19 protein-coding genes are annotated in these 21532 nt (G+C 72.7%); 11 read left to right on the forward strand and 8 right to left on the reverse strand.

All coding sequences use genetic code 11. The features are described from left to right. Positions 1-38 precede the first annotated feature (38 nt). Positions 39-3311 (reverse strand): ATP-dependent DNA helicase, encoded by a 3273-nt coding sequence (locus tag HWD93_RS05665; protein WP_261646307.1) that lies wholly within the window; start codon positions 3309-3311, stop codon positions 39-41. Beyond that, positions 3308-6463, reverse strand: coding sequence for a UrvD/REP family ATP-dependent DNA helicase (locus tag HWD93_RS05670; protein ID WP_261646308.1), 3156 nt, complete (start codon positions 6461-6463; stop codon positions 3308-3310). Before HWD93_RS05670 ends, HWD93_RS05665 begins: the two co-directional genes overlap by 4 nt. An 84-nt stretch (positions 6464-6547) precedes the next feature. Between HWD93_RS05670 and HWD93_RS05675 the strand changes: the two genes are divergently transcribed. Both HWD93_RS05675 and HWD93_RS05680 read left to right on the forward strand, forming a co-directional pair. Next, positions 6548-6772, forward strand: coding sequence for a DUF3107 domain-containing protein (locus tag HWD93_RS05675; protein WP_070419176.1), 225 nt, complete (start codon positions 6548-6550; stop codon positions 6770-6772). Position 6773: 1 nt separating this feature from the next. After that, complete coding sequence (locus HWD93_RS05680; protein ID WP_070416685.1) at positions 6774-7070, forward strand: hypothetical protein; 297 nt, start codon at positions 6774-6776, stop codon at positions 7068-7070. An 11-nt stretch (positions 7071-7081) separates the two neighbouring features. Here the strand turns inward: HWD93_RS05680 and HWD93_RS05685 are convergent, their stop codons facing one another. Further along, the gene (locus HWD93_RS05685; protein ID WP_070416686.1) at positions 7082-7798 is read right to left on the reverse strand and encodes a ferritin-like fold-containing protein; all 717 of its coding nucleotides are present in this window, start codon (positions 7796-7798) and stop codon (positions 7082-7084) included. Between the two features lie 82 nt (positions 7799-7880). On the opposite strand from HWD93_RS05685, the gene HWD93_RS05690 reads away from it, so the two are divergent. Next, on the forward strand, positions 7881-9395 hold the full coding sequence (locus HWD93_RS05690; protein ID WP_261646309.1) for a DEAD/DEAH box helicase: 1515 nt from the start codon (positions 7881-7883) through the stop codon (positions 9393-9395). A gap of 232 nt (positions 9396-9627) precedes the next feature. Here HWD93_RS05690 and HWD93_RS05695 read toward each other — a convergent pair whose 3' ends face one another. Further along, positions 9628-10500 (reverse strand): PHP domain-containing protein, encoded by an 873-nt coding sequence (locus tag HWD93_RS05695; RefSeq protein WP_083403228.1) that lies wholly within the window; start codon positions 10498-10500, stop codon positions 9628-9630. A gap of 70 nt (positions 10501-10570) precedes the next feature. Between HWD93_RS05695 and HWD93_RS05700 the strand changes: the two genes are divergently transcribed. Both HWD93_RS05700 and HWD93_RS05705 read left to right on the forward strand, forming a co-directional pair. Beyond that, positions 10571-12055 (forward strand): aminopeptidase P family protein, encoded by a 1485-nt coding sequence (locus tag HWD93_RS05700; protein WP_261646310.1) that lies wholly within the window; start codon positions 10571-10573, stop codon positions 12053-12055. A 9-nt stretch (positions 12056-12064) separates the two neighbouring features. Continuing rightward, on the forward strand, positions 12065-12553 hold the full coding sequence (locus HWD93_RS05705; RefSeq protein WP_092384196.1) for a GNAT family N-acetyltransferase: 489 nt from the start codon (positions 12065-12067) through the stop codon (positions 12551-12553). A gap of 294 nt (positions 12554-12847) precedes the next feature. Here the strand turns inward: HWD93_RS05705 and HWD93_RS05710 are convergent, their stop codons facing one another. Next, positions 12848-13816, reverse strand: a complete 969-nt coding sequence (locus HWD93_RS05710) for a general stress protein (protein ID WP_092384198.1) — start codon at positions 13814-13816, stop codon at positions 12848-12850. A 104-nt stretch (positions 13817-13920) separates the two neighbouring features. Between HWD93_RS05710 and HWD93_RS05715 the strand changes: the two genes are divergently transcribed. From HWD93_RS05715 to HWD93_RS05735, 5 genes are all read left to right on the forward strand, one after another. After that, positions 13921-15240 (forward strand): magnesium transporter MgtE N-terminal domain-containing protein, encoded by a 1320-nt coding sequence (locus tag HWD93_RS05715; protein ID WP_070416690.1) that lies wholly within the window; start codon positions 13921-13923, stop codon positions 15238-15240. Further along, on the forward strand, positions 15224-15790 hold the full coding sequence (locus HWD93_RS05720; RefSeq protein ID WP_374115141.1) for a DUF1003 domain-containing protein: 567 nt from the start codon (positions 15224-15226) through the stop codon (positions 15788-15790). Before HWD93_RS05715 ends, HWD93_RS05720 begins: the two co-directional genes overlap by 17 nt. Then, positions 15783-16943 (forward strand): Mrp/NBP35 family ATP-binding protein, encoded by a 1161-nt coding sequence (locus HWD93_RS05725; protein WP_261646311.1) that lies wholly within the window; start codon positions 15783-15785, stop codon positions 16941-16943. Before HWD93_RS05720 ends, HWD93_RS05725 begins: the two co-directional genes overlap by 8 nt. Positions 16944-16953: 10 nt before the next feature. Next, the gene (locus tag HWD93_RS05730; RefSeq protein ID WP_261646312.1) at positions 16954-17802 is read left to right on the forward strand and encodes a bifunctional 2-polyprenyl-6-hydroxyphenol methylase/3-demethylubiquinol 3-O-methyltransferase UbiG; all 849 of its coding nucleotides are present in this window, start codon (positions 16954-16956) and stop codon (positions 17800-17802) included. Between the two features lie 160 nt (positions 17803-17962). Beyond that, the gene (locus HWD93_RS05735; RefSeq protein ID WP_261646355.1) at positions 17963-19252 is read left to right on the forward strand and encodes a carbohydrate-binding protein; all 1290 of its coding nucleotides are present in this window, start codon (positions 17963-17965) and stop codon (positions 19250-19252) included. An 81-nt stretch (positions 19253-19333) separates the two neighbouring features. On the opposite strand, the gene HWD93_RS05740 is transcribed toward HWD93_RS05735, so the two are convergent. Continuing rightward, positions 19334-19702 (reverse strand): twin-arginine translocase TatA/TatE family subunit, encoded by a 369-nt coding sequence (locus HWD93_RS05740; RefSeq protein ID WP_070416695.1) that lies wholly within the window; start codon positions 19700-19702, stop codon positions 19334-19336. A 64-nt stretch (positions 19703-19766) separates the two neighbouring features. Between HWD93_RS05740 and HWD93_RS05745 the strand changes: the two genes are divergently transcribed. Next, positions 19767-20399 (forward strand): O-methyltransferase, encoded by a 633-nt coding sequence (locus HWD93_RS05745; protein ID WP_071294984.1) that lies wholly within the window; start codon positions 19767-19769, stop codon positions 20397-20399. Here HWD93_RS05745 and HWD93_RS05750 read toward each other — a convergent pair. Continuing rightward, on the reverse strand, positions 20396-21154 hold the full coding sequence (locus HWD93_RS05750; RefSeq protein WP_308202935.1) for an AAA family ATPase: 759 nt from the start codon (positions 21152-21154) through the stop codon (positions 20396-20398). The two genes, HWD93_RS05745 and HWD93_RS05750, sit on opposite strands and share 4 nt — an antisense overlap. 107 nt (positions 21155-21261) lie before the next feature. Further along, a complete protein-coding gene (locus HWD93_RS05755; RefSeq protein ID WP_017887054.1) occupies positions 21262-21432 on the reverse strand; it encodes a DUF3117 domain-containing protein in 171 nt (56 codons plus the stop codon). Between the last annotated feature and the right edge of the window lie 100 nt (positions 21433-21532).

Here is a 21532-nt window from a genome sequence, read left to right on the forward strand (position 1 = left end):
GTGCCGGCGTCAGCGCGGCTGGCCGGCGCCGGCCGGCGTCAGCCGATCGCGTCCCGCCAGGCGCGCTCGAGTCCGGCGCGGTCGAGGAGTTCGCGCGGCCGGACCTCGAGGTCGTCGGCCACGAAGTAGAACACCGCGTCGACCTCGTCGATCGGGCGCCCGGTGAACTCCGCGTAGGCGACCCGGTACAGCGCGAGCTGCAACTGCCGCTTCGCCAGGTCGTCGTCGCCCGACGGGGCCTTGCCGGTCTTCCAGTCGACGACCTCGGCCCGGCCGTCGATCTCGTACACCGCATCGAGCTTGCAGACGACGCTGTGGCCGAGGAACGGGATGTGGATCTCCCGTTCGACCTCGATCGGTGTCAGCTCCGCCCACCGCGACCGGGCGAAGGTCGCCTGGAAGTCGGCGAGCCGCCGGGCGTCGTCGTCGGTGACCGCGACGTTCGCCGAGGCGTCGACCACGTCGTCCGGGTCGAGGTCGAGTTCGTCCGGCCAGGCGTCGAGCGTCTCGAGCGAACCGCCGCTGCGGGCACGCTGCTCGACCCACTGGTGGAAGAGCGTGCCGAGGCGGGTCGCGCGGTAGGGCCGCTCGGGCATCGGGCGCCGCAGCCGCTCGGCCACGGCGTCCGGTTCGGCCAGGTAGTCCTTGAACCCGGACGCCGGGACGCGGTGCGGGACGACCACCCGGTGCCGGGCCGACCGGTTCGCGGCGCGCTCGGCGAGCAGCAGGTCGATGTCGGCGCTGAACCGACCGGCCGCCCCGGGGTTGGCGTTCCGCACGCGGTCGGCGGCGGCGACCACCCGGGCGGCGCGCTGCCCGAACGGCACGTGCGGCCAGGACTGCGTGGCCCCGGCATCACCGAGGGGGTTCTCCTCGTGCTCGGTCGTCTCGGGGACGGCGGCGGCGTCCACGACCCCGGCGTCGACGAGGTCCCGCAGGTACCGACTCGGCTCGGTGGGTCGGACCCCACCCGCCCAGAACGAGCCGGAGACGAGCAGGTCGTGCTTCGCCCGGGTGAGCGCGACGTAGGTGAGGCGACGCTCCTCGTCCTCGTTGCGGGCCTTCACCTGTTCCTTGTAGGCGTCGATCGCGAGCGTGACGTCCTTCTGCGTGTCGTGCCCGCGCCAGTCCAGTCGCGGCAGCTCGTCGGCGTCGCCCCGGAACTCGTACGGCAGCCGGCCGAAGCCGATCCACCCGGACGAGCCCTCCAGCGGGCGGGCCGGGAGCGCGCCCTCGACGAGTCGGGGAACCGCCACGGCGTCCCACTCGAGGCCCTTCGACCCGTGGATCGTCAGGATCTGCACGGTGCCGGCCTCGGGCTCCTCGGAGCGGGGACCCATGTCGTCGCGACGGGCAGCGGCGTCGATCCAGCCGAGGAACGCACCGAGGTCGGCACGGTCGTCCGTCGTCACGAAGCCCGCGAGCTCGTCGATGAAGGCGTCGAGGAACGCCCCGCTCCCATGCTCGTGCGCGGCGACCTCGATGTCGAGCCGCATCTCCTGCACGACGAGTGTGACGAAGTCGACGAGGTCGCCACTGGCCCTGGACCGGAGCGCCTGGAGCTGGCGGCCGAGGTCGCGCATCCGGAGGCGTCCGGTCTCGCTGATGTCGGCGAGCGCGCCGTGCTCGTCCGGGGCGGTGGCGACGAAGTCGAGGGCGTCGACGATCGAGCCGTGCTCCCCCGCGGCGACCGATGCCCGGAAGGCTGCGGTGACGTCGTCGTCGAGTCGCTGCTGGGTGTGGTCGCGGCCGAACAACCAGCGGGCCAGGGCGTGCAGGGCGGCGATGTCCGCGGCGCCGATCCGCCACCGGGCGCCGGCGAGCAGCCGGATGAGGTCGTTGCCGGCGGCGGGGTCGTGCAGCACGCGGAGGCACGCGACGAGGTCGACGATCTCCGGCCGCTGCAGGAGTCCGCCGGTGCCGAGCACGTGGAACGGCACGCGACGGTCGCCGAGGGCGGCGGTGAACGCGGCGAGGTCCTTCCGCGAGCGGAGCAGGAGCGCCATCGACCCCGTCGGGTCGGCGGCGCGGCGCGCGGCGAACCACTCCGCCACGGCGGCGGCCTCGTCCGGGAGGGTCTCCGGGAACACGGCGTGGACCGTCCCGGCGTCCGCCCCGGGTCGGGGGACGAGGCGCTCGACGTCGACCTCGGACGCCTCGGACAGGGGCGCGACGACGGCGTTGGCGCCGGCGAGGACGTCGACCGGGTTCCGCCAGCTGGTGGAGAGCGCGAAGGTGACGGGGCGTGCGGCGTCGGCGCCGTCGTCGGACGTCCCGCCGAAGTCCCGCGGGAACCGGGCGAGGTTGGCGGCGCTCGCCCCGCGGAACCCGTAGATGGACTGGTGGGGGTCGCCGACCGCCATCACCGGGTGCCCGCGGAAGAGCCGGGCGAGGAACCGCGTCTGCACGACCGAGGTGTCCTGGTACTCGTCGAGGAGCACCACGCCGTACCGCTGCCGGAGGTCGGTGACGACGCGCGGTGCCGACTCGGCCGCGGCGAGGGCGAGGGCGATCTGGTCGGAGAACTCCACGAACCCGCGGTCCACCTTCTGCCGACGGAACTCCTCCACCAGGTCGACGAGGGGTTCGAGGGCACCGATCGCGGCGACGGCGTCGGTGATCACCTTGTACGCGCCACCGCGGGCGTTCCCCGGCAGCTGGAGCAGCTCGGCGAACTCGATCGCGAACCGACGCAACCGCTCCGGCTCGACGAGGTGCTCGGACACCGCGCCGGCGAGCGAGACGACCGCGGCGGTCACGGTGTCGACGTCGCGGTCGAGCCCGGCCAGCCGGTCGTCCCGCGCCGCGACGACGACCCGGCGCGCGAGCTGCCAGGCGGACGGTTCGGTGAGCACCTGGGACTCGCCGTCGCGGCCGACGAGCAGGGCGTTCTCGCGGAAGACCGAGTTGGCGAACGCGTTGTAGGTGGACACCGTCGGCGCCTCGAACGCGTCACCGGCCTCGAGCAGCCCGACGTCCTCGAGCGCGCGGATGCGGTCGTTGATGCGGACCGACAGCTCGCCGGCGGCCTTGCGGGTGAAGGTCAGGCCGAGGATGCCGTCGGGGCGGACCATCCCGTTCGCGAGCAGCCAGACGACCCGCGACGCCATCGTCTCGGTCTTCCCGCTGCCGGCTCCCGCGACGACGAGCGCCGGGGTGAGCGGGGACTCGATGACGGCGCGCTGCTGCGCTGTGGGGCGCGGGCGTCCGAGGGCGTCGGCGATCGCGTCGGCGTCGTGCCGGGGCGGCTCGACGCGGTCCGGATCGGCGGTGCGGGCACCGTCGGGGCCGAGCAGCTGTTCCTCGTTCACCAGGTCACCTCGCCCACGACGTGGATCCGGCACTCGACGCCGGTCCGGGCCTTCTCGCAGTGGTCGTCGACGTTCGCGAGGAAGGTCCGTCCGGCCATGCCCGTCGCCACGGTGTGCAGCCGCTGGCGGTAGGCCTCACGCGCCTCGTCGTCGAACGCCTGCTGCGTCCGCTCGGAGTAGGCACGGCCGCTGCGGGCGTTCTGCACGAACACGAGCCGGGCATCGGCCATCGCCGAGCCGGCGGGAACCCCCTCGACCGCGCCGTCCTCGACCGCGAGCTGGTACGCGCCGAGCTGGGGGTGTTCGGGCATGTCGTTCTTCTCGCTCGGCATCGAGCGCCCGGTCTTGAGGTCGACGACGCTGACACGGCCGTCCGGGTCGACCTCGATCCGGTCGATGCTGCCGCGCATCCGTGCCGGCCCGGTGACGAGCGCGAACGAGGTCTCGGCGCCGAGCAGTCGGCGTCCGGCACTCGCGAAGGTGCGGAGGTAGTCGCTCAGTCCCTCGATCATGCGACGGGTGCGGGCGCGTTCGCGATCGGCGATCCAGGGCGACTCGAACGTCAGCTCGTCCCACCGGCCCTCGACGTGCTGCCACAGGGACTCCACGTCGACGGCGGTGGCGTGCTCCATGGTCTCGTGCACGATCGTCCCGATACCCATCGCGGGGCTCGGGGCGCTGCCGCCGAAGGTCTGCACGAACCAGTGCACGGGACACTCCTCGAAGGTGCCGATGCGGGAGGGCGAGACCGACACGGTCGGGGGCACGGGCTCGCCGCCCTCGTGCTCGGGTGCCGGCTCGGCGTCGAGGTCGACGAGGGGGTCGTCGGTCGAGGGCTCGGCGAGCCCGTACCAGTCGTCCGGAGCGGCGCCGGGGACCTCGGCCTCGGCCAGGCGTGCGAGCGCGGACGCGGCCTCGTGGTCGCCCGAGGCCACCACGCGCCGACGGAGCGACCCGGCGAGGCCGCGCAGGGACAGCGGGTGCACGGTCGGCTGCCGGTCGGGCGGCACGGGCACGAGGCGGACGAACGGCGAGGGCGACTCGTCGTCGTTCGCCACCGTCCCGATGATCACCTGGGTGGTGGCGCGGGACACCGCACGGGCGAACAGGCGGAGTTCGTCGGCGATCACGGCGGCGCGGTCGTCGATCGTCTCGTGGTCGATCCCCGCGGCGGCACGGACCAGGCCGTCGGGATCGAGCAGGCTGCCCCGTACCCGGGTGTTCGGCCAGACGCCGTCCTGCAGCCCGAGCACCACGACGACGTCGCACTCGAGCCCGATCGTGGCCGAGGGGGTGAGCACGCGGACCCGTCCGGCGGTGCGGTCGGGGCCGATCGAGTCCTCGGGCAGGTCGGCGCCGAGCAGGTCGTCGACGAACACCCGCGCGGGGGCGTCCGGCGTGCGCTCGACGAACCGCTTCGCCGCGGTGAACAGCCCGACCACGGCGTCGAGGTGCCGGTCGGCCTCGGCCGCACCGACCCCGCCGGCAGCCGACTGGCCGCCCCAGGCGCCGGCGAGCCCGCTCCGTTCCCAGAGCCCCCAGAGGATCTCCTCGATGCTCGCACCGGACTCGGCGTCCTGGTGCGCCTGCACCAGGCTCCGTGCGAGCCGCGTCGCGCGTCGGGCGAACCCGGCGTCGACGGTCGCCAGGCGCTCGGGCGCCCCGAGTGCGTCCACGAGGAGTTCGTCGGCCGTGCGGGTACCGCCACCGGCCAGTTCTTCCCGCCGCAGCGCGAGGCGGAGTCGCCGCATCGCCAGGGTGTCGAGCCCGCCGAGCGGCCCGGTCGCGAAGGACGTGGCGAGCACCGGGTCGAGCGGGAGGACCCCGAGCGCGACGGCCGCGGCGTCGAGCAGGGACCGCGCCGCGGTGTCGTCGCGGGGTCGGACGGGCGCGGCCCCGGCGGTCGCGGGGACCTCGGCCACGGAGAGCGCGCGGACGAGCTCGGGGATCGCGGCACCGCTGCGGGTGACGACGGCCATCCGGTGCCACGGGACGCCGTCGAGCAACCGGTGTTCGCGGAGCCGCCGGGCGATCGCGACGACGAGCGCGGCACGGCTCGCGCCCTCGAGGTGCAGGACGGCGTCGGGGCGGGCGTCCGCCGTGGTCGCCACGGCGGTGCGCTGCCGTCCGGCCGCGGCGGCACCGATGCGCGCCGTGATGCCGGAGACGAGCGCGCGGACGGGTGCCGCGTGCCGGTGCACCGTGCCGAGGACCAGCTCGTCGACGCGGTCCACACCGAGCCGGGAGGCCAGGCGGCCGAGCACGTCGGGCTCGGCCCCGCGGAACGCCGACGCGGCGATGTCGGGGTCACCGAAGGCGACGATCTGCACGCCGGAGCGGGCGAGCGCCCCGAGCAGCGCGATCTCCCCCTCGACGAGCTCCTGCGTGTCGTCGACCACGACGAGGCGCAGCGCGGCGACGCTCGCCGGGACCTGCCCCCGCAGGACGGCGGCCGTGGCGTAGGCGACGAGTTCGGCGGCGTCGAGGCTGGTGGCCCGGAACGAGGTCACGGCGGCGCGGTACTCGTCGACGAAGTCCCCGACGGCCCGCCACTCCGGACGCCCGGTGTCGTCCCCGAGTTCGCGCATGTCCTCGGGTTCCACGCCCGCGGCGACCGCCCGCATCATGACGTCGCGCAGGGCGGTGCGGAAGCCGGCGCGTTCGCGGACGACGGCGGTGATCGGTGCCGGCCAGTCCGGACCCGTGCCGTCGGTCTCGTGCCCGTCGAGCAGGTCGGCGATGATGCGGTCCTGCTCGCCGCCGGTCAGGAGGGTCGGGGCCTCGAGGCCCTGGACGGCGGCGGCGTGCGCGACGAGCTGGAAGGCCAGCGAGTTCACCGTCCGTGCGAGTGCCCCCGGCATCACCCGGTCGACCGAGGCGGCGAGCCGGTCGCGGAGCGCGGTCGCGGCCGTGCGGGCGCTCGTCAGGGCGAGGACGGTGGCGTGACCGTCGGGCGAGATCGCGTCGTCAGGCGTGAGCCGTGCTGCCACCAGCCGCGACAGCGTGGTCGTCTTGCCGGTGCCCGGTGCGCCGATGACCGCGGCGTGCCGGCCGTCCGGCAGCGCGAGCACGGCGGCCTGCCACGGGTCGGACGCCAACGCCCGCGCGACGCCCGTGGCCTCGGGTGCGGGCGTGAGCGTCGTCTGGGGCACCCTCGTACGGTAACCGCAGCGACCGACAGTGCGCCTGCGGCGAACGCCCGATGGCCGTCGGGGCCGCTCGGATACGCTGTGCTCGTGGACATCAAGATCGGCATCACCAACAGCCCGCGCGAGATCGCGTTCGAGACCGCCCAGACCGCCGACGAGATCGAGAAGGCCGTCGCGGCCGCGCTCGACGACAAGGCGACGCACCTCTCGCTGCAGGACGACAAGGGCCGTCGGTTCATCGTCCCCGTCGCGTCCCTCGCCTACGTCGAGGTCGGCGCGGAGGAGTCCCGTCGCATCGGTTTCGTCGCCTGACGTGGAGCTGCTCTTCGCGGTCCTCGGCGGGCTGATCCTCGGGGCCGTCGCGCACGTGGTCCTGCCGTGGCGGTCGAGCCGTGGCTCCCTGCTCGGCCCCGCGGTCGGCGGCATCGTCGCCGCGGTGCTGTGGGAGGCCCTGACCTGGGCCGGCTGGCAGTACGACGCGACCTGGATCTGGGTCGTCGCCCTGGTCGGTGCCGGTGTGGTCGCCCTCGTCGCGGAGTGGGTCCTCGGCAAGCGCCGTACGGCTGCCGACGCGGCGTACTACGAGCGCGTCAAGGCCTCCGGCGCCTGACCCGGGGGCCGTCAGGCCGTCAGGCCGAGCGCGTCCATGCGCCGCGTGTGCGCAGCGATGAGTTCGGTCCAGACCGGCTCGAGCCGTTCCTGGTCCTCACGCGCGTGCGACGCGAGCGCCGACCGGGCCACGAGCAACGTGTCCCCGACGAGCCGCCGCCCCCACATCGCCAGTCGCGACCCGACCTGCGGGTCCTCGGCGATGCGTTCGGTGAGCTCCTCGACGACGGCGGCTTCCTCACGCGCGTCGAACACGGTCTTCAGGCGCTGCCGGACCTCGGCCGGGAGCGACCGGAGCAGCGAGCCGAACAGGTCGTTGAGGATCCCTGCGGTGACGTAGCCCGTGAGCATCGACTCGTACCAGTCCGCGCCGCTGGTGCGCTCGAGGAACAGGTCGATCGCCTCGCGGTGGGGAGCCATCAGCGCAGCCGGGTCACCGCCGGTCCGTTCGATCTCGGCGACGATGGCGCGGTGCCGCTCGAGCGCAGTCGTCGCGAGCACGCCCGTGACGAGCCGTCCGGACAGGGTCGGCGCACCGGCCCCGGCGCGGCCCATCGTCTCGTAGAGCGAGAGTTCGAGGTACGCCGCCTGGCCCAGGTAGACGTCCAGCTCGGGGCTGACGTCGTCGAGCTGCAGACGTTCCACGGGCGAGGCGTTCCGCGGGTTCCGCGACGCGAGCCACGCGGACGCGAGCTCCGCCGCGCGCTTCCGGTTCCACCACGACACCACGGCTCCAGCATAGGGGCCTGGAGAACCGAGCCCGACCCGCCGGTAGACTGGTCGGGACTTCCACCAGAACTAAGGTGATTCTTTGACTTTCGCAGACCTCTCCATCGAGCAGGACATCGTCGACGCGCTCGCGACGAAGGGCATCCTCGAGCCCTTCCCGATCCAGCAGCAGACGATCCCGCTCGCCCTCACCGGCCAGGACATCATCGGCCAGGCCAAGACGGGTACGGGCAAGACCTTCGGCTTCGGCCTCCCCCTCATCCAGCGCCTCGGAGCCGACCCGGCGCCCGGCGTCAAGGCCCTCGTCGTCGTGCCGACCCGCGAACTCGCGGTCCAGGTGACCGAGGACCTCGAGCTCGCCACCTCGAACCGCCCGACGACCATCGCGGCGATCTACGGCGGCAAGGCGTACGAGGGGCAGATCGAGCAGCTCAAGGCGGGCGCCCAGATCGTCGTCGGCACCCCCGGGCGCCTGATCGACCTGCAGCGCCAGCGCCTGCTCGACCTGTCGCACGTGCAGGAGGTCGTCCTCGACGAGGCCGACCGCATGCTCGACCTCGGGTTCCTGTCGGACATCGAGCGCATCTTCCAGGCCATCCCCGAGGTGCGGCACACGATGCTGTTCTCGGCGACGATGCCCGCGCCGATCGTGGCGCTCGCCCGCCGCTTCATGAGCCGCCCGGTGCACATCCGCGCGACCGACCCCGACGAGGGTCTGATGCAGGCGAACATCAAGCACCTCATCTACCGCGCGCACTCGCTCGACAAGGACGAGGTCATCGCCCGCATCCTGCAGGCCGAGGGGCGCGGCAAGACCGTGATCTTCACCCGCACGAAGCGTGCCGCCGCGAAGCTCGTCGAGGAGCTCAAGGACCGCGGGTTCAACGCCGCAGCGGTGCACGGCGACCTCAACCAGGAGCAGCGCGAGCGTGCCATGGCCGCCTTCAAGGCCGGCAAGCGTGACGTGCTGATCGCCACCGACGTCGCGGCCCGCGGCATCGACGTGGACGACGTCACGCACGTGATCAACCACACCATCCCGGACGACCCGGACACCTACCTGCACCGTGCCGGGCGCACCGGCCGTGCGGGCAAGACCGGCATCGCGGTCACGTTCGTCGACTGGGACGACCTGCACAAGTGGACGCTGATCGACAAGGCGCTCGAGTTCGGCATCCCCGAGCCCGTCGAGACCTACTCGTCGTCGCCGCACCTGTTCGAGGAACTCGACATCCCGGCCGGCACCAAGGGCCGTCTGCCCGGCGCTTCGGCGCACGCGGCATCGGCCGGTGGCCCCGCCGAGAAGCAGTCGGGCGACCGTCCGCGCAGCGGCTCGCGTCCGCCCCGCACCCGGACGCGGTCCGGCTCGGGTTCGGCATCCGGTTCCGGCAACGGCCCGGGAGGCGCGGCACGGTCCGCCTCGCAGCCTGCGGACGCCGGGTCCCCGACCCAGTCCGGTGGTGCCGAGGGCGCACCGGCCGACGGTTCGACGGACGGCGCCGCGAAGCGTCGTCGTCGGCGTCGCCGCCGCGGGAGCGGCAGCGGCTCGTCCGAGGCGACCGCCTCGGCGCCGCAGGGGTCGTCGGACGGCGAGTAGCGCCTCCAGGCCGTCACCGAAGGGTCCGTCGCCGACGCGACGGGCCCTTCGTCGTGTGCGGGCCGCGCCGGGCGGGGGCCGCGCCGGCCCGGAGTCACCTGCCGCACAAGCGACAGACTCCCGCGAACGTTCCGCGGCATCCCGTCGCTTTGGCGGCCCGGTCGGAGCAACCAGCGCGAAGACTGTCGCTTTGACGTCGTTGACTTGACGTCGTTGACGCCCGGGCGGCCGCTCAGGCCAGGCGGGAGCCCGCGCCGACGACGGGCGCGCTGCCGGTCGCCTCGGAGCGGATGGCGTCGAACGCCGCCAACGCCGTGCGGTGCTCGCCCAGCCGGTTCGGCTTGCCCGTGCCGTGGTAGTCACTCGACCCGGTGACGAACAGGCCGTACCGCGTCGCCCAGTCGAGCAGGGTGCGCTTGCCGTGCGCGAGGTTCTCGCGGTGGTCGACCTCGAGCCCACCGAGCCCGGCCTCGACCAGCTCGCGGAGCATCGGCTCGTCGATCACGATCCCCCGCGACGACGCGGCGGGATGGGCGATGACGGGCACGCCGCCGGCCTGTCGGATGAGCTCGACGCCCCGGAGCGGGGACGGCGCCTCGTGCGGCTCGTAGTACCCGGAGGCCGGGTGCAGGATCCCCCGGAACGCCGCGCTGCGGTCGGCCTCGAGCCCGCGGGCGACGAGGGCGTCGGCGATGTGCGGGCGGCCGATCGTGGCTCCGTCGCGGGACTGCGCGAGCACGTCGTCCCAGGTGATCGGGTGGTCGCGGCCGATGCGGTCGACCATCCGGCGGGCCCGCGCGAGGCGTCCGTCGCGGATCCGTTCGGTCTCGGCGACGAGCGCCGGGTCGGCGGGGTCGACCAGGTAGCCGAGGACGTGCACGCTGCGGTAGCCGACGCGGGTGCTCAGTTCGAGACCCGGGAGGAGCGTGACCGGCAGGTCGCGGACGGTCGCCGTGGCCTCGTCCCACCCCGCGGTCGTGTCGTGGTCCGTCAGCGCGACGGCGTCCAGTCCGGCGGCTGCTGCCGCCCGGACGAGGTCCGCGGGTCGCTCGGTGCCGTCGGAGACGCTCGAGTGCGCGTGCAGGTCGATGAACGGATCGGGCACGTCGACAATGCTATCCACAGGTGAGCGGGCGCACAGGCCGCGGAGCGACGGGCGGTGCGATGATGGGTGCATGTCCGACACCACGCCCCGCGCGACGAGCAACCGTTCCACCACCCCCGGATCCTCGACGTTCAAGGACTACATCGGCTCGCAGTGGGCCGATCGTGACCGTCCGCTGCCCGAGCCCCGCGAGCAGGCCGCCTTCGCTGCCGAACGCCGCGCGAAGCTCTCCGAGCTGCACCCGGGCCGGACGATCGTCGTACCGGCCGGCCAGGCCAAGGTGCGATCGAACGACTGCGACTACCCGTTCCGCCCGCACTCCGCGTTCGCGCACCTGACCGGCTGGGGCACCGACACCGTCGTCGGCTCCGTGCTCGTCATGACGCCGAACGGCTCCGGGCACGACGCCACGCTGTACTTCCGCGCGACCGCCGGCCGCGACTCCGAGGAGTTCTACGCCAACCCCGAGATCGGGGAGTTCTGGGTCGGCCCGCGCCCCTCGCTGGACGAGGTCGCGGCGGACCTCGGTCTCGCGACGGCCGACCTCGGCGCGTTCGACGCCGTGCGCGCCGGACTCGACGCCTCGGCCCTCGTCGTGCGCGACGCCGACACCGACCTCACCCGTGGGCTCGACGACCGGATCGGCAGCGCCGTCGGTGGCGCGCCCGAGGCCGACGGCGTGCCCGCGACGGACGACGCCCTCGCCCGTGACCTCTCCGAGCTGCGCCTCGTGAAGGACGCGTACGAGGTCAAAGAGCTCCGGAAGGCCGTGAACGCGACCAAGGCAGGGTTCGACGACGTCATCGCCGACTTCGACGCGGTCCTGGCGCACCCCCGCGGCGAGCGCATCGTCGAGGGCACGTTCAACCGCCGTGCCCGTGCCGACGGCAACACCGTGGGCTACGACACGATCGCCGCCTCCGGCCACCACGCCTGCATCCTGCACTGGACCCGCAACGACGGTGCCGTCGAGCCGGGCGACCTGATCCTCATCGACGCCGGGGTCGAGGTCGACTCGTTCTACACGGCCGACATCACCCGCACGCTCCCGGTGAGCGGCACCTTCACCGACGTGCAGCGCCTCGTGTACGAAGCCGTGCTCGAAGCGGCGGACGCGGCCTTCGCCATCGTGAAGCCCGGCATCACCTTCCGTCAGGTGCACGCCACCGCGATGGAGGTCATCGCCCGCAAGACCGCCGAATGGGGCTTCCTGCCCGGCAGTGCCGAGGAATCGCTCCAGCAGGACAACCAGTTCCACCGTCGCTACATGGTGCACGGCACGAGCCACCACCTCGGCCTCGACGTGCACGACTGCGCGAAGGCCCGGCGTGAGATGTACATCGACGGCACCGTGCAGGCCGGCATGGTCTTCACGATCGAGCCCGGCCTGTACTTCCAGCAGGACGACCTCACCGTGCCCGAGGAGTTCCGCGGCATCGGCGTCCGCATCGAGGACGACATCCTCGTCACCGAGGACGGCGCCGAGAACCTGTCCGTCGGCATCCCCCGGACCCCCTCGGAAGTGGAGGGGTGGATCGCCCGCTCCGGCCGCTAGCCTGAGCGGGTGACGACACCGGAGGTCTCCCCCAGCCCCAGCGAGAGCGCGTTCTCGATCGACGTCGAGCACTTCGACTCCCCCGACGCCCAGCGGCTCCGCGCCGCCCAGCGCCTGGAGATCGACCGTGCGTACGGCGGCGACACCGAACCCGGCGACAAGCCGACGGCGGACTCCATCGCGGTGTTCTTCCTCGCGCGGGACGACGACGGTACGCCGCTCGGCTGCGGCGGGCTGCGGGTCGTGCAGGACGGCATCACCGAGATCAAGCGGATGTACGTCCGGCCGGAGTCCCGGGGTGCCGGTGTCGCGGCGGCGCTGCTGCGTCGGTTGGAGGACGCTGCGCTCGACCTCGGTTCGCCGGCGCTCGTGCTGGAGACCGGGAACGAGCAGAAGCGTGCGATCGGGTTCTACGAGCGCGAGGGGTTCACGCGCATCGCGAACTTCGGGCCGTACGTCGGGGTCCCGACCTCGATCTGCTACTCGAAGGTCCTCTAGCCCGGGCCCCGAGCGGGCGAAGTACGTCCCGCTCGCAGCACCTCGGCGGCCGTTCCCGCCCGCTCGACGACCTGCGCGCGGCGTGTCCCGCCCGCTCGACGATCCGCGAGCGGGACGGACGCCGCCGAGGTCGCGGGAACGGCCGCTCCCCGCGACGGGGAGCGGCCGTTCGTGCGACCTCGGCGGACGTGAGCGGCGCGTCGTGCGACCTCGGCCCCGACCCCGGCGCCGACCCCGTCGTGCGACCTCGGCCCCGCCCCGACCGTTCCCTCTGGCTCGGCGGCCGCCAGCGACTCAGCGCGACTCGTCGTCCTTCGGGGGCGCGGACTCCGCGGACTCGGCGGAGCTCGGCGCCGGCGGCGTCGCCCCGGTCACCCGCTCCCCGTAGCGCGGCGGCTCCTCCGCACGCGGCTGCTGTGCGGACGCGGGCGCTGCAGGCGCGGGAGCGGTCGCCGGGGTCTCCCCGTAGCGCGGCCCCTCGTTCGTGCCGTAGCGCGGCGTCCCCGTCTGCGCGCCGGAGGGCGGCGTGCCGGGCTGCTGCGCGCCTCCTGGCTGGTGGTGCGGTGTGGCGTGCCCACCGTACGGCGATCCCTGCTGACCGGCGCCCCACCCGCCGCCGGACCCGGCCGACTGCCCGCCGGAGCCGGGAGCACCGGAGCCGGCCCCGGGCCCCGGACGCCACGGCTGCTGCGGCGGCTGCCCCTGGAACCCGGCCCCCGGGCCGCTCTGCGGTCCCGGTGCACCCGGCGTCCCGGGGTTCCAGTGCGTGGTGGGGGCGAGCCCGGCCTCACCGAGGATGCGACGTGCCTGACCCACGAGCTGCGGCTCGACGACGATCTGGTAGTTCGTCGCGAGGACCTGGTGCACGCTCGTGAAGTCCCGCTGCCGCTTCGTGATCGCGAACGAGACGATGCCGTAGAGCATGCCGAACGCCGCACCGATGATGGCGGCGGCGAGGATGAGGCCACCGGCACTCGGCGAGAAGAGCGTCAGCACGATGCCGAAGAAGATGCCGAGCCAGAGGCCGGACAGCGCGCCGGCGATCGCCGCACGGCCGTACGTCATCTTGCCGGTGACGCGCTCGACGGTCTTGAGGTCGTTGCCGACGATCGAGAGCTGGTTGACCGGGAAGTCGGCCTCGGCGAGCTTCGCCACCACGCGCTGGGCGTCGGGGTAGCTGTCGTAGGTGCCGAGGACGTCGCCCTTGGGCAGCGTCGGGAAGGCCTGGGCGGTCCGGCCGCCGAACGGGCTCTGATTGCTCACACAGCCATCATTCACCGCACACCTTGCAATCGCACGTGCACTCTCAGGGAAGCCGCCGACCGCCACGGCGGATCCGGCCAGACGCACCGACTACGCTGGGTCGGGTGAGCGCCACGAAGGTCTTCGTCGCCCGCCTCGCCGGGTGCTCCGTCTTCGACCCCGCGGGAGACCGCGTCGGCCGCGTCCGAGACGTCCTGGTGGTGTACCGCCGGGCCGATCCGCCGCACGTCGTCGGTCTGATCGTCGAGGTCCCGGGCAAGCGCCGGATCTTCGTGAGCATCGGCCGCATCACCTCGATCGGTGCCGGGCAGGTCATCACGACCGGCCTCGTGAACATGCGCCGCTTCGAGCAGCGCGGTGGCGAGGTCCGGGTGATCGCGGAGATGCTCGGCCGCAAGGTCCTCATCAAGAAGGAACGCATCCGCGCCACCATCGAGGACGTCGCGATCGAGGACCGCGGGCAGGGCGACTGGGAGGTGTCGCAGCTCTTCCTCCGCAAGCCGAAGACCACACCGTCCCCGTTCGGCAAGGGCCCGACGACGTTCGCGACCTGGAACGAGGTCACCGAGGACGAGCTCCCCGGCGAGGCCCAGTCCGCCGAACACGTGATCGCCGCCTACTCCGACCTGCTGCCGGCCGACCTGGCGTCGACGCTGCTCGACCTGCCGGAGGAACGGCGGTTCGAGGTCGCCGAGGAACTCCCCGACGACCGGCTCGCCGACGTGCTCGAGGAGATGCCCGACCAGCAGCGGATCGAGATCCTCACCCGGCTCGTCGACTCCCGTGCGGCCGACGTGCTCGACCACATGCAGCCGGACGACGCGGCCGACGTCCTCGCGCAGTTCTCCGACGAGCGCAGCGAGGCCCTCCTCCAGCTCATGGAGCCGGAAGAGGCGCAGGACGTCCGCATGCTCCTCGAGTACGAACCAGACACCGCCGGTGGTCTCATGACGACCGAGCCGGTGATCGTGTCCGCCGACGCCACCGTCGCCGAGGGGCTCGCACTCGTCCGCCGCCACGAACTCGCGCCGGTGCTCGGCGCCGCCGTCTGCGTGACGCTGCCGCCGTACGAGCCGCCGACCGGCCGGTTCCTCGGCCTCGTGCACTTCCAGCGGATGCTCCGCTACCCGCCGAACGAACGACTCGGCACGCTCATCGACCAGCAGACCGACCCGGTCCGCGTCGACGCGAGCGCGGCCGAGGTCACGCGCATCATGGCGACCTACAACCTGCTGTCCGTCCCCGTGGTCGACGATGCCCACCGTCTCGTCGGGGTGGTGACGATCGACGATGTCCTCGACCACGTCCTGCCGGACGACTGGCGAAGTCAGGGCGAGGGGGAACCCTCACCGCTTCCGCGCCAACGCCCACGCAGGACGCCCGTGACGACGGGAAGGAGGACCACCCGTGGCCCGAACGGATGACAACCGCCGCGATCGCGAGCGGACCGATGCTCGACTCGACTCCCCCAAGGGCATGCGCACCCGCGTCCTGCCGACCCGGCGCCGAGGTCGCGGTGACGCCTTCGGTCGCGCGACCGAGGGCATCGCGCGTGCGATGGGAACGCCCTGGTTCCTCGTCGGCCTGACCCTGTTCTGCGTCGTCTGGATGGGCTACAACACGCTCGCCCCGAAGCCCTGGCAGTTCGACTCCGCGGCGATCGGCTTCACGGCCCTGACGCTCGTGCTGTCCCTGCAGGCGTCGTACGCGGCACCGCTCATCCTGCTCGCCCAGAACCGGCAGGACGACCGCGACCGCGTGCAGTTCGAGCAGGACCGGCAGCGCGCCGAGCGGAACCTCGCCGACACCGAGTACCTCGCCCGCGAGGTCGTGGCGCTCCGCCTGGCGATGCGGGACATGGCGTCGAAGGACTTCATCCGCGCCGAGATCCGCTCGCTGCTCGAGGAACTCGACCGGCGCGACGCCGAGGACGCCGGCTTCGCCGACGAGTCCGGCACGACGGCCCGTGGCTGACGGCGGCCGGTCGGACGAGCAGCTGGGCAGCGCGGTCCTCGCCGCGCTCGGCCGCGTGATCGACCCCGAGATCCGCCGGCCCGTCACGGAGCTCGACATGATCCGTGGTGTCGACGTGCAGCCAGGAGGCGCGGTGCGCGTCGACCTGCAGCTCACGATCGTCGGGTGCCCGGCCGCCGACACCATCGAGCGCGACGTGCGTGCGGCCGCCGGTTCCGTCGACGGCGTCTCGAGCGTGGCGGTGGACGTGTCCGTGATGGCCCCGGCGACGCGTGCCGCGCTCACCGAACGCCTCCGCGCGGGGAGACCCCGGGGCGTGCAGTTCACCCCGGACTCGCTCACCCGGGTGATCGCGGTGACGAGCGGCAAGGGCGGCGTCGGCAAGTCGACGGTCACCGTGAACCTCGCCGCCGCCCTCGCGGCCCGCGGGCAGCGCGTGGGCATCGTGGACGTCGACGTGCACGGCTTCAGCGTCCCCGGGCTGATGGGGCTCACCGACGCCGCGGGCGCGGCCCCTCGCCCGACCCGGGTCGACAGCATGATCCTGCCGCCGGTCGCGCACGACGTGAAGGTCGTCTCGATCGGCATGTTCGTGGACGACGTCTCGACCGCGGTGTCCTGGCGCGGGCCGATGCTGCACCGCACCGTCTCGCAGTTCCTCACCGACGTGTACTTCGGCGACCTCGACGTGCTCCTGCTCGACCTGCCGCCCGGCACCGGTGACGTGGCGATCTCGGTCGGCCAGCTGCTCCCCCACGCCGAGGTCCTGGTCGTCACCACGCCCCAGGCGGCCGCTGCCGACGTGGCCGAACGGAGCGGGATCGTCGCCCGGCAGACCGGGCAGCGGGTGATCGGCGTCGTCGAGAACATGGCGGGCCTCGTGCAGCCCGACGGGTCCGTGCTGCACCTCTTCGGCGAGGGCGGTGGCGCCGAGACCGCCCGCCGGCTCTCCCGCGACCAGGAGACCGCCGTCCCGGTGCTCGGCAGCGTGCCGCTGTCCGTGCCGCTCCGCGAGGGCGGCGACGCCGGCGTCCCGGTGGTGCTCGGCGATCCCGAGGACCCGGCAGCGGTGGCGCTGGCGGCGATCGCGGACCGCATCGGCACGATGGGACGGGGGCTGTCCGGCCGGAAGCTCGGGCTGACGCTGTCGTAGGGTCGGGTGCATGAGCACTGATCACGTCAGCGTCGACTGGGAGCAGGCCCGCGACACCAACCGCGCGAACTGGGACGACCGGGTGCCCATCCACGAGGGCGCCTACGAGATCGATGCCCTGACCGACCCGGACCACCGCTCGACCGTCGTCCGCGACGACCTGCCCGCGCTGCGGCCGTGGCTGCCGGACGGCTCCCTCGCCGGACTCGACCTCTGCCACCTGCAGTGCCACATCGGCACGGACACGGTCTCGCTCGCGCGTGAGGGCGCCCGCGTCACCGGCGTCGACTTCTCGCCCGCGGCGCTCGCCTCGGCCGCCGGGCTGTCGGCGCGCCTCGGCCTCGACGTGACCTGGGTCGAGACGGACGTCCTCGACGCCCGGGCCGCGGTGGTGGGCGACTTCGACGTCGTCTACACGAGCATCGGGACGATCTGCTGGCTCGACGACCTCGATCGGTGGGCCGCCCAGGTGTCGGCGCTCCTGCGACCGGGCGGTGTGTTCTTCATCCGCGACGGCCACCCCGCGCTGTACGCGCTCGACGAGGACGCCGACGGGCTCGTCACCCGCTACCGGTACTTCGCGGACGGCTCCGCCCAGCAGTGGGACGACGCCGGCACCTACGCGGGCGACGGCACGGTGTCGAACACCCGCACCTACGAGTGGCCGCACCCGCTGTCGGAGATCGTGAACGCCCTGCTCGGCGCCGGGCTCCGGCTGCGCCGACTCGACGAGGGTCGGACGCTGCCGTGGCGGTTCAGCCCGCGCATGGTCGACACCGGGGACGGCTCGTGGGAGTGGCCCGGCGAGGACCGCGACCGCCTCCCCACGACCTTCACGATCGTCGCGTCGAAGGACTGATCCGCCAGCCGATCGACGCTGCCTGTACGTCCTTTCATGGACAGGTCGTTCCACCGCGGAGCAATATGCAGGGGTATTCCACAATGCTCCTGCGGAATCGGGTCCGCAGGGGCTCCACCCGTGTCCGGCAACGCCGCCGGACCGAGGACAGGAGAACCGTGTGAACAGCAGGACCAGACTCAGGATCGGACTCGTCGCGGCCCTCGCGGCTGCACTGGCGGGCGGGTCCGTCGCAGCAGCACCGGCCATGGCGGCCACACCGGCGTGCGCCACCGCGTGGAGCGCGGGCACCGCCTACAGCGGCGGCGCGACGGTGAGCGAGAGCGGCACGAACTACACCGCGAACTGGTGGACGCAGGGCGACGACCCCGCGACCCACTCCGGCGCGACCGGCAGCGGCCAGCCCTGGACGTCCACGGGAGCCTGCGCCGGCACCGGCGGCGGCGGTACGACCAACCCGGGCGGCGGGACCACCACGCCGGGCACCGGCGGCAGCGGCGGGACGGCGAAGGGCCTGGTCTTCAGCCCCTACAAGGACGTCACCGTGAACCTCGACTGGAACACGAACGTGATGAACACGGCCGTCACCGGCACGCGCATCCCGGTCGTCGGGTCGAGCAACAGCCTGGTGTCCACCCGGGAGCCGGGCCTCAAGGCGATCACCCTCGCGTTCGCCACCGGCACCTGCGGCAGCGAGAACTGGGGCGGCGTCGCCGCGGACGCCTTCGCGAGCGCCAACATCCCGAAGCTCGACGCCGCGGGCGTGAACTACATCGTGAGCACCGGCGGTGCGGCGGGCTCGTTCAAGTGTTCGGGCACCGCGCTGCAGAGCTTCATCGCCCGGTACGCCACCCCGCACATGATCGGCGTCGACTTCGACATCGAGAGCGGGCAGTCCGCCGCCGACGTGCAGAACCTCGTCAACGCCGCAGCGCTCGCGCAGTCGAAGTACCCGGGGATGCGGTTCTCGTTCACGCTCGCGACCCTGGCCGCCAGCGACGGGAGCTTCGGCGGCCTGAACGGCACCGGTGACGCCACGGTCAAGGCCATCAAGGCATCGAGCCTGACGAACTACACCGTCAACCTCATGACGATGGACTTCGGCCGCGCGACGACCGCGAACTGCGTCCTCTCCGGATCGACCTGCGAGATGGGCAAGTCCTCGATCCAGGCCGTCACGAACCTCGAGCACACGTACGGCATCGCACCGTCGAAGATCGAGGTCACCCCGATGATCGGCGTGAACGACGCCTCCGACGAGGTCTTCACCCTCGCCGACGTCGACACGCTGTCCGCCTACGCGAAGGCGAACGGTCTCGCCGGGGTCCACTACTGGTCGCTCGACCGCGACACCCCGTGCTCCTCGACGACGGCGATGTCCACCTGCAGCTCGGTCCCGAGCGCACCGGCCCTCGCGTGGACGGACCGCTTCCTGGCCGACCTGCAGTAGTCGCCACCACCCAAGGGACTGGAGGCGCGGTGCCAGCTGGCACCGCGCCTCCAGTCCGTCATCGGCTCACGTGACGTCGTGTCAGGTCGCTTCGGCGTCGAACGGTGCGGCCTCGCCGACGGCGAGCGGCACCACGGGTGCCGTCGCGCGCACCTTCGACGCGGTCACCTGCGCGGTCTGCACCGCAGCGGCGCTGCTGCCGGAGTCGAGCAGCGCATCGCGGATGATCCGGCGCGGGTCGTACTGCCGCGGGTCGAGCTTCTGCCAGTCGACCTCGTCGAACTCGGGGCCCATCTCGTCGCGCATCCGGTCCTTCGCGGTGTCGGCGAAGCGACGGACGGCCTTGACGAACTCGGCGAGCTTCTGGGCGTACTGCGGGAGTCGCTGCGGACCGAGCAGGAGGACGCCGATGATCCCGATCACCAGGAACTTCTCGAAGCCGTCGAACACGGTACGAGCGTAACCCGTCCACACCCCGGAGCACCCGTAGAGTTGTCACCCGAACGGAGTGTGCGTGTCAGAGAAAGAGTCGAACTGGAAGTTCGCCGAGGACATCGTCTCGGAGTCCGAGGTGATCGCCCGAGCCAGGGAGCACTCCCTCGAACTCGGGGTCGAGGCGATCTCCCCCGCCATCGGCGCACAGATCGGGGTCGTCGCGGCCGCCTCGCGCGCCACGAGCATGATCGAGATCGGCACCGGCCTGGGGGTGTCCGGGCTGTACCTGCTCGGCGGCGCACCGTCCGCCACGCTCACCACGATCGACATCGAGGTCGACCACCAGCAGTACGCCCGTGACGCGTACATCGCCGCGGGCACCGCCCCCGCCCGGATCCGGCTCATCCCGGGTCGGGCGAACCAGGTGCTGCCGCGCATGAACGAGGCCTCGTACGACGTCGTCCTCGTCGACGCCGACCCGGAGCACGTCATCGAGTACGTCGAGCACGGACTGCGGCTCGCTCGGCTCGGCGGGACCGTCCTCGTGCCGCACGCGCTCTGGCGGGGCCGGGTGGCCGACCCGGTGAAGCGGGACCGGGCGACGACCGACTTCCGGCTGCTGCTCACCGAGGTGTCGACGTCGGGTGCGGTCATCAGCGCACTCTCCCCCGCCGGAGACGGACTGCTGCAGATGACGAAGGTTTCCGCTTAGACGGTGCCGTCTCGGTCGGAGTCGTCGTGCCCCAGGTGGCGCAGGTAGCGCTCCGGGGACTCGAGGAACGACCGCTGGTGCCGGACGAGGTCGAGGTCGGCCCACTCCGTGCGCCGCAGGCCCCACTCGCCGACCTCGTGGATCGTCGCGCCGGGGAAGGCTGCGAGCACCGGTGAGTGCGTCGACATGAGCACCTGCCCGACGCCGCTCTCGACGATCGACTGCAGCAGGCCGATGAGCGCCAGGCAGCCGGAGAACGACAGCGCGGACTCGGGTTCGTCGAGGATCCACAACCCGGGCCACCGCGCACGGTCGATCACGAAGTCGAGGAAGGACTCGCCGTGGCTGCGCTCGTGGAAGACGGGCTCCGGCCGAGACAGGTTCGGGTGTTCCTCGAGGTAGGTGAAGAACCCGTGCATGGTCTCCGCCCGGAGGAAGAACCCGCCGCGGGGTGCCCCGAAGTCGCGGCGGACGGCGATGTGTTCGCACAGGTCGGACTCGGAGGCGCGGGTCGAGTGCTGCGATCCGGTGCCGCCGCCCTCCGGCCCCATGCCGAACTGCAGCGCGATGGCCTCGACGATGGTGGACTTGCCGACGCCGTTCTCCCCGACGAACACCGTGACGGGGTCGAGGTCGAGCCCCTCGTCGAGGAGCTGCCGGACGGGGGCGAGTGTGGCGGGCCAGACGTCGCGCGGCATCGGGTCGGGGTCGCAGTACTCCTCGACGCGACGGATCGGCAGGTGGGTCCTCGGCACGGAGCCCATCCTGCCGTGCCACGCCGACATCGGCGCCGGGCGGGACGGACGGACGGAGGGCCCGGAGCGTACGCGCTCCGGGCCCTCCGTTCTGGTGCGTCGACGTACTAGGCCGAGACGACCTCGGCGAGTGCGTCGTGGAGTTCCTTGGCCTCGGCATCGTTGACCGAGACGACCAGGCGGCCTCCACCTTCGAGCGGAACCCGCACGATGATGAGTCGACCCTCCTTAACAGCCTCCATCGGCCCGTCACCGGTCCTCGGCTTCATGGCTGCCATCAGATGTCCCCTTTCGTGCAGTACATGCACCCCCATTATCTCGTATCGATGGGGGAACTGCGAAACCGCCCAGGTTGGGGGTCGTGGATCGCGACGTTCT

Origin of the sequence: Curtobacterium sp. C2H10 (genome assembly GCF_025407985.1) — a bacterium.
Classification (GTDB): Bacteria; Actinomycetota; Actinomycetes; order Actinomycetales; family Microbacteriaceae; genus Curtobacterium.

Bases quoted from the DNA above. Each gene is read 5' to 3' on its own strand.
- HWD93_RS05730 (WP_261646312.1), top strand. From the start codon at position 16,954: ATGAGCACTGATCACGTCAGCGTCGACTGGGAGCAGGCCCGCGACACC.
- HWD93_RS05755 (WP_017887054.1), bottom strand. From the start codon at position 21,432: ATGGCAGCCATGAAGCCGAGGACCGGTGACGGGCCGATGGAGGCTGTT.
- HWD93_RS05700 (WP_261646310.1), top strand. From the start codon at position 10,571: ATGTCCGACACCACGCCCCGCGCGACGAGCAACCGTTCCACCACCCCC.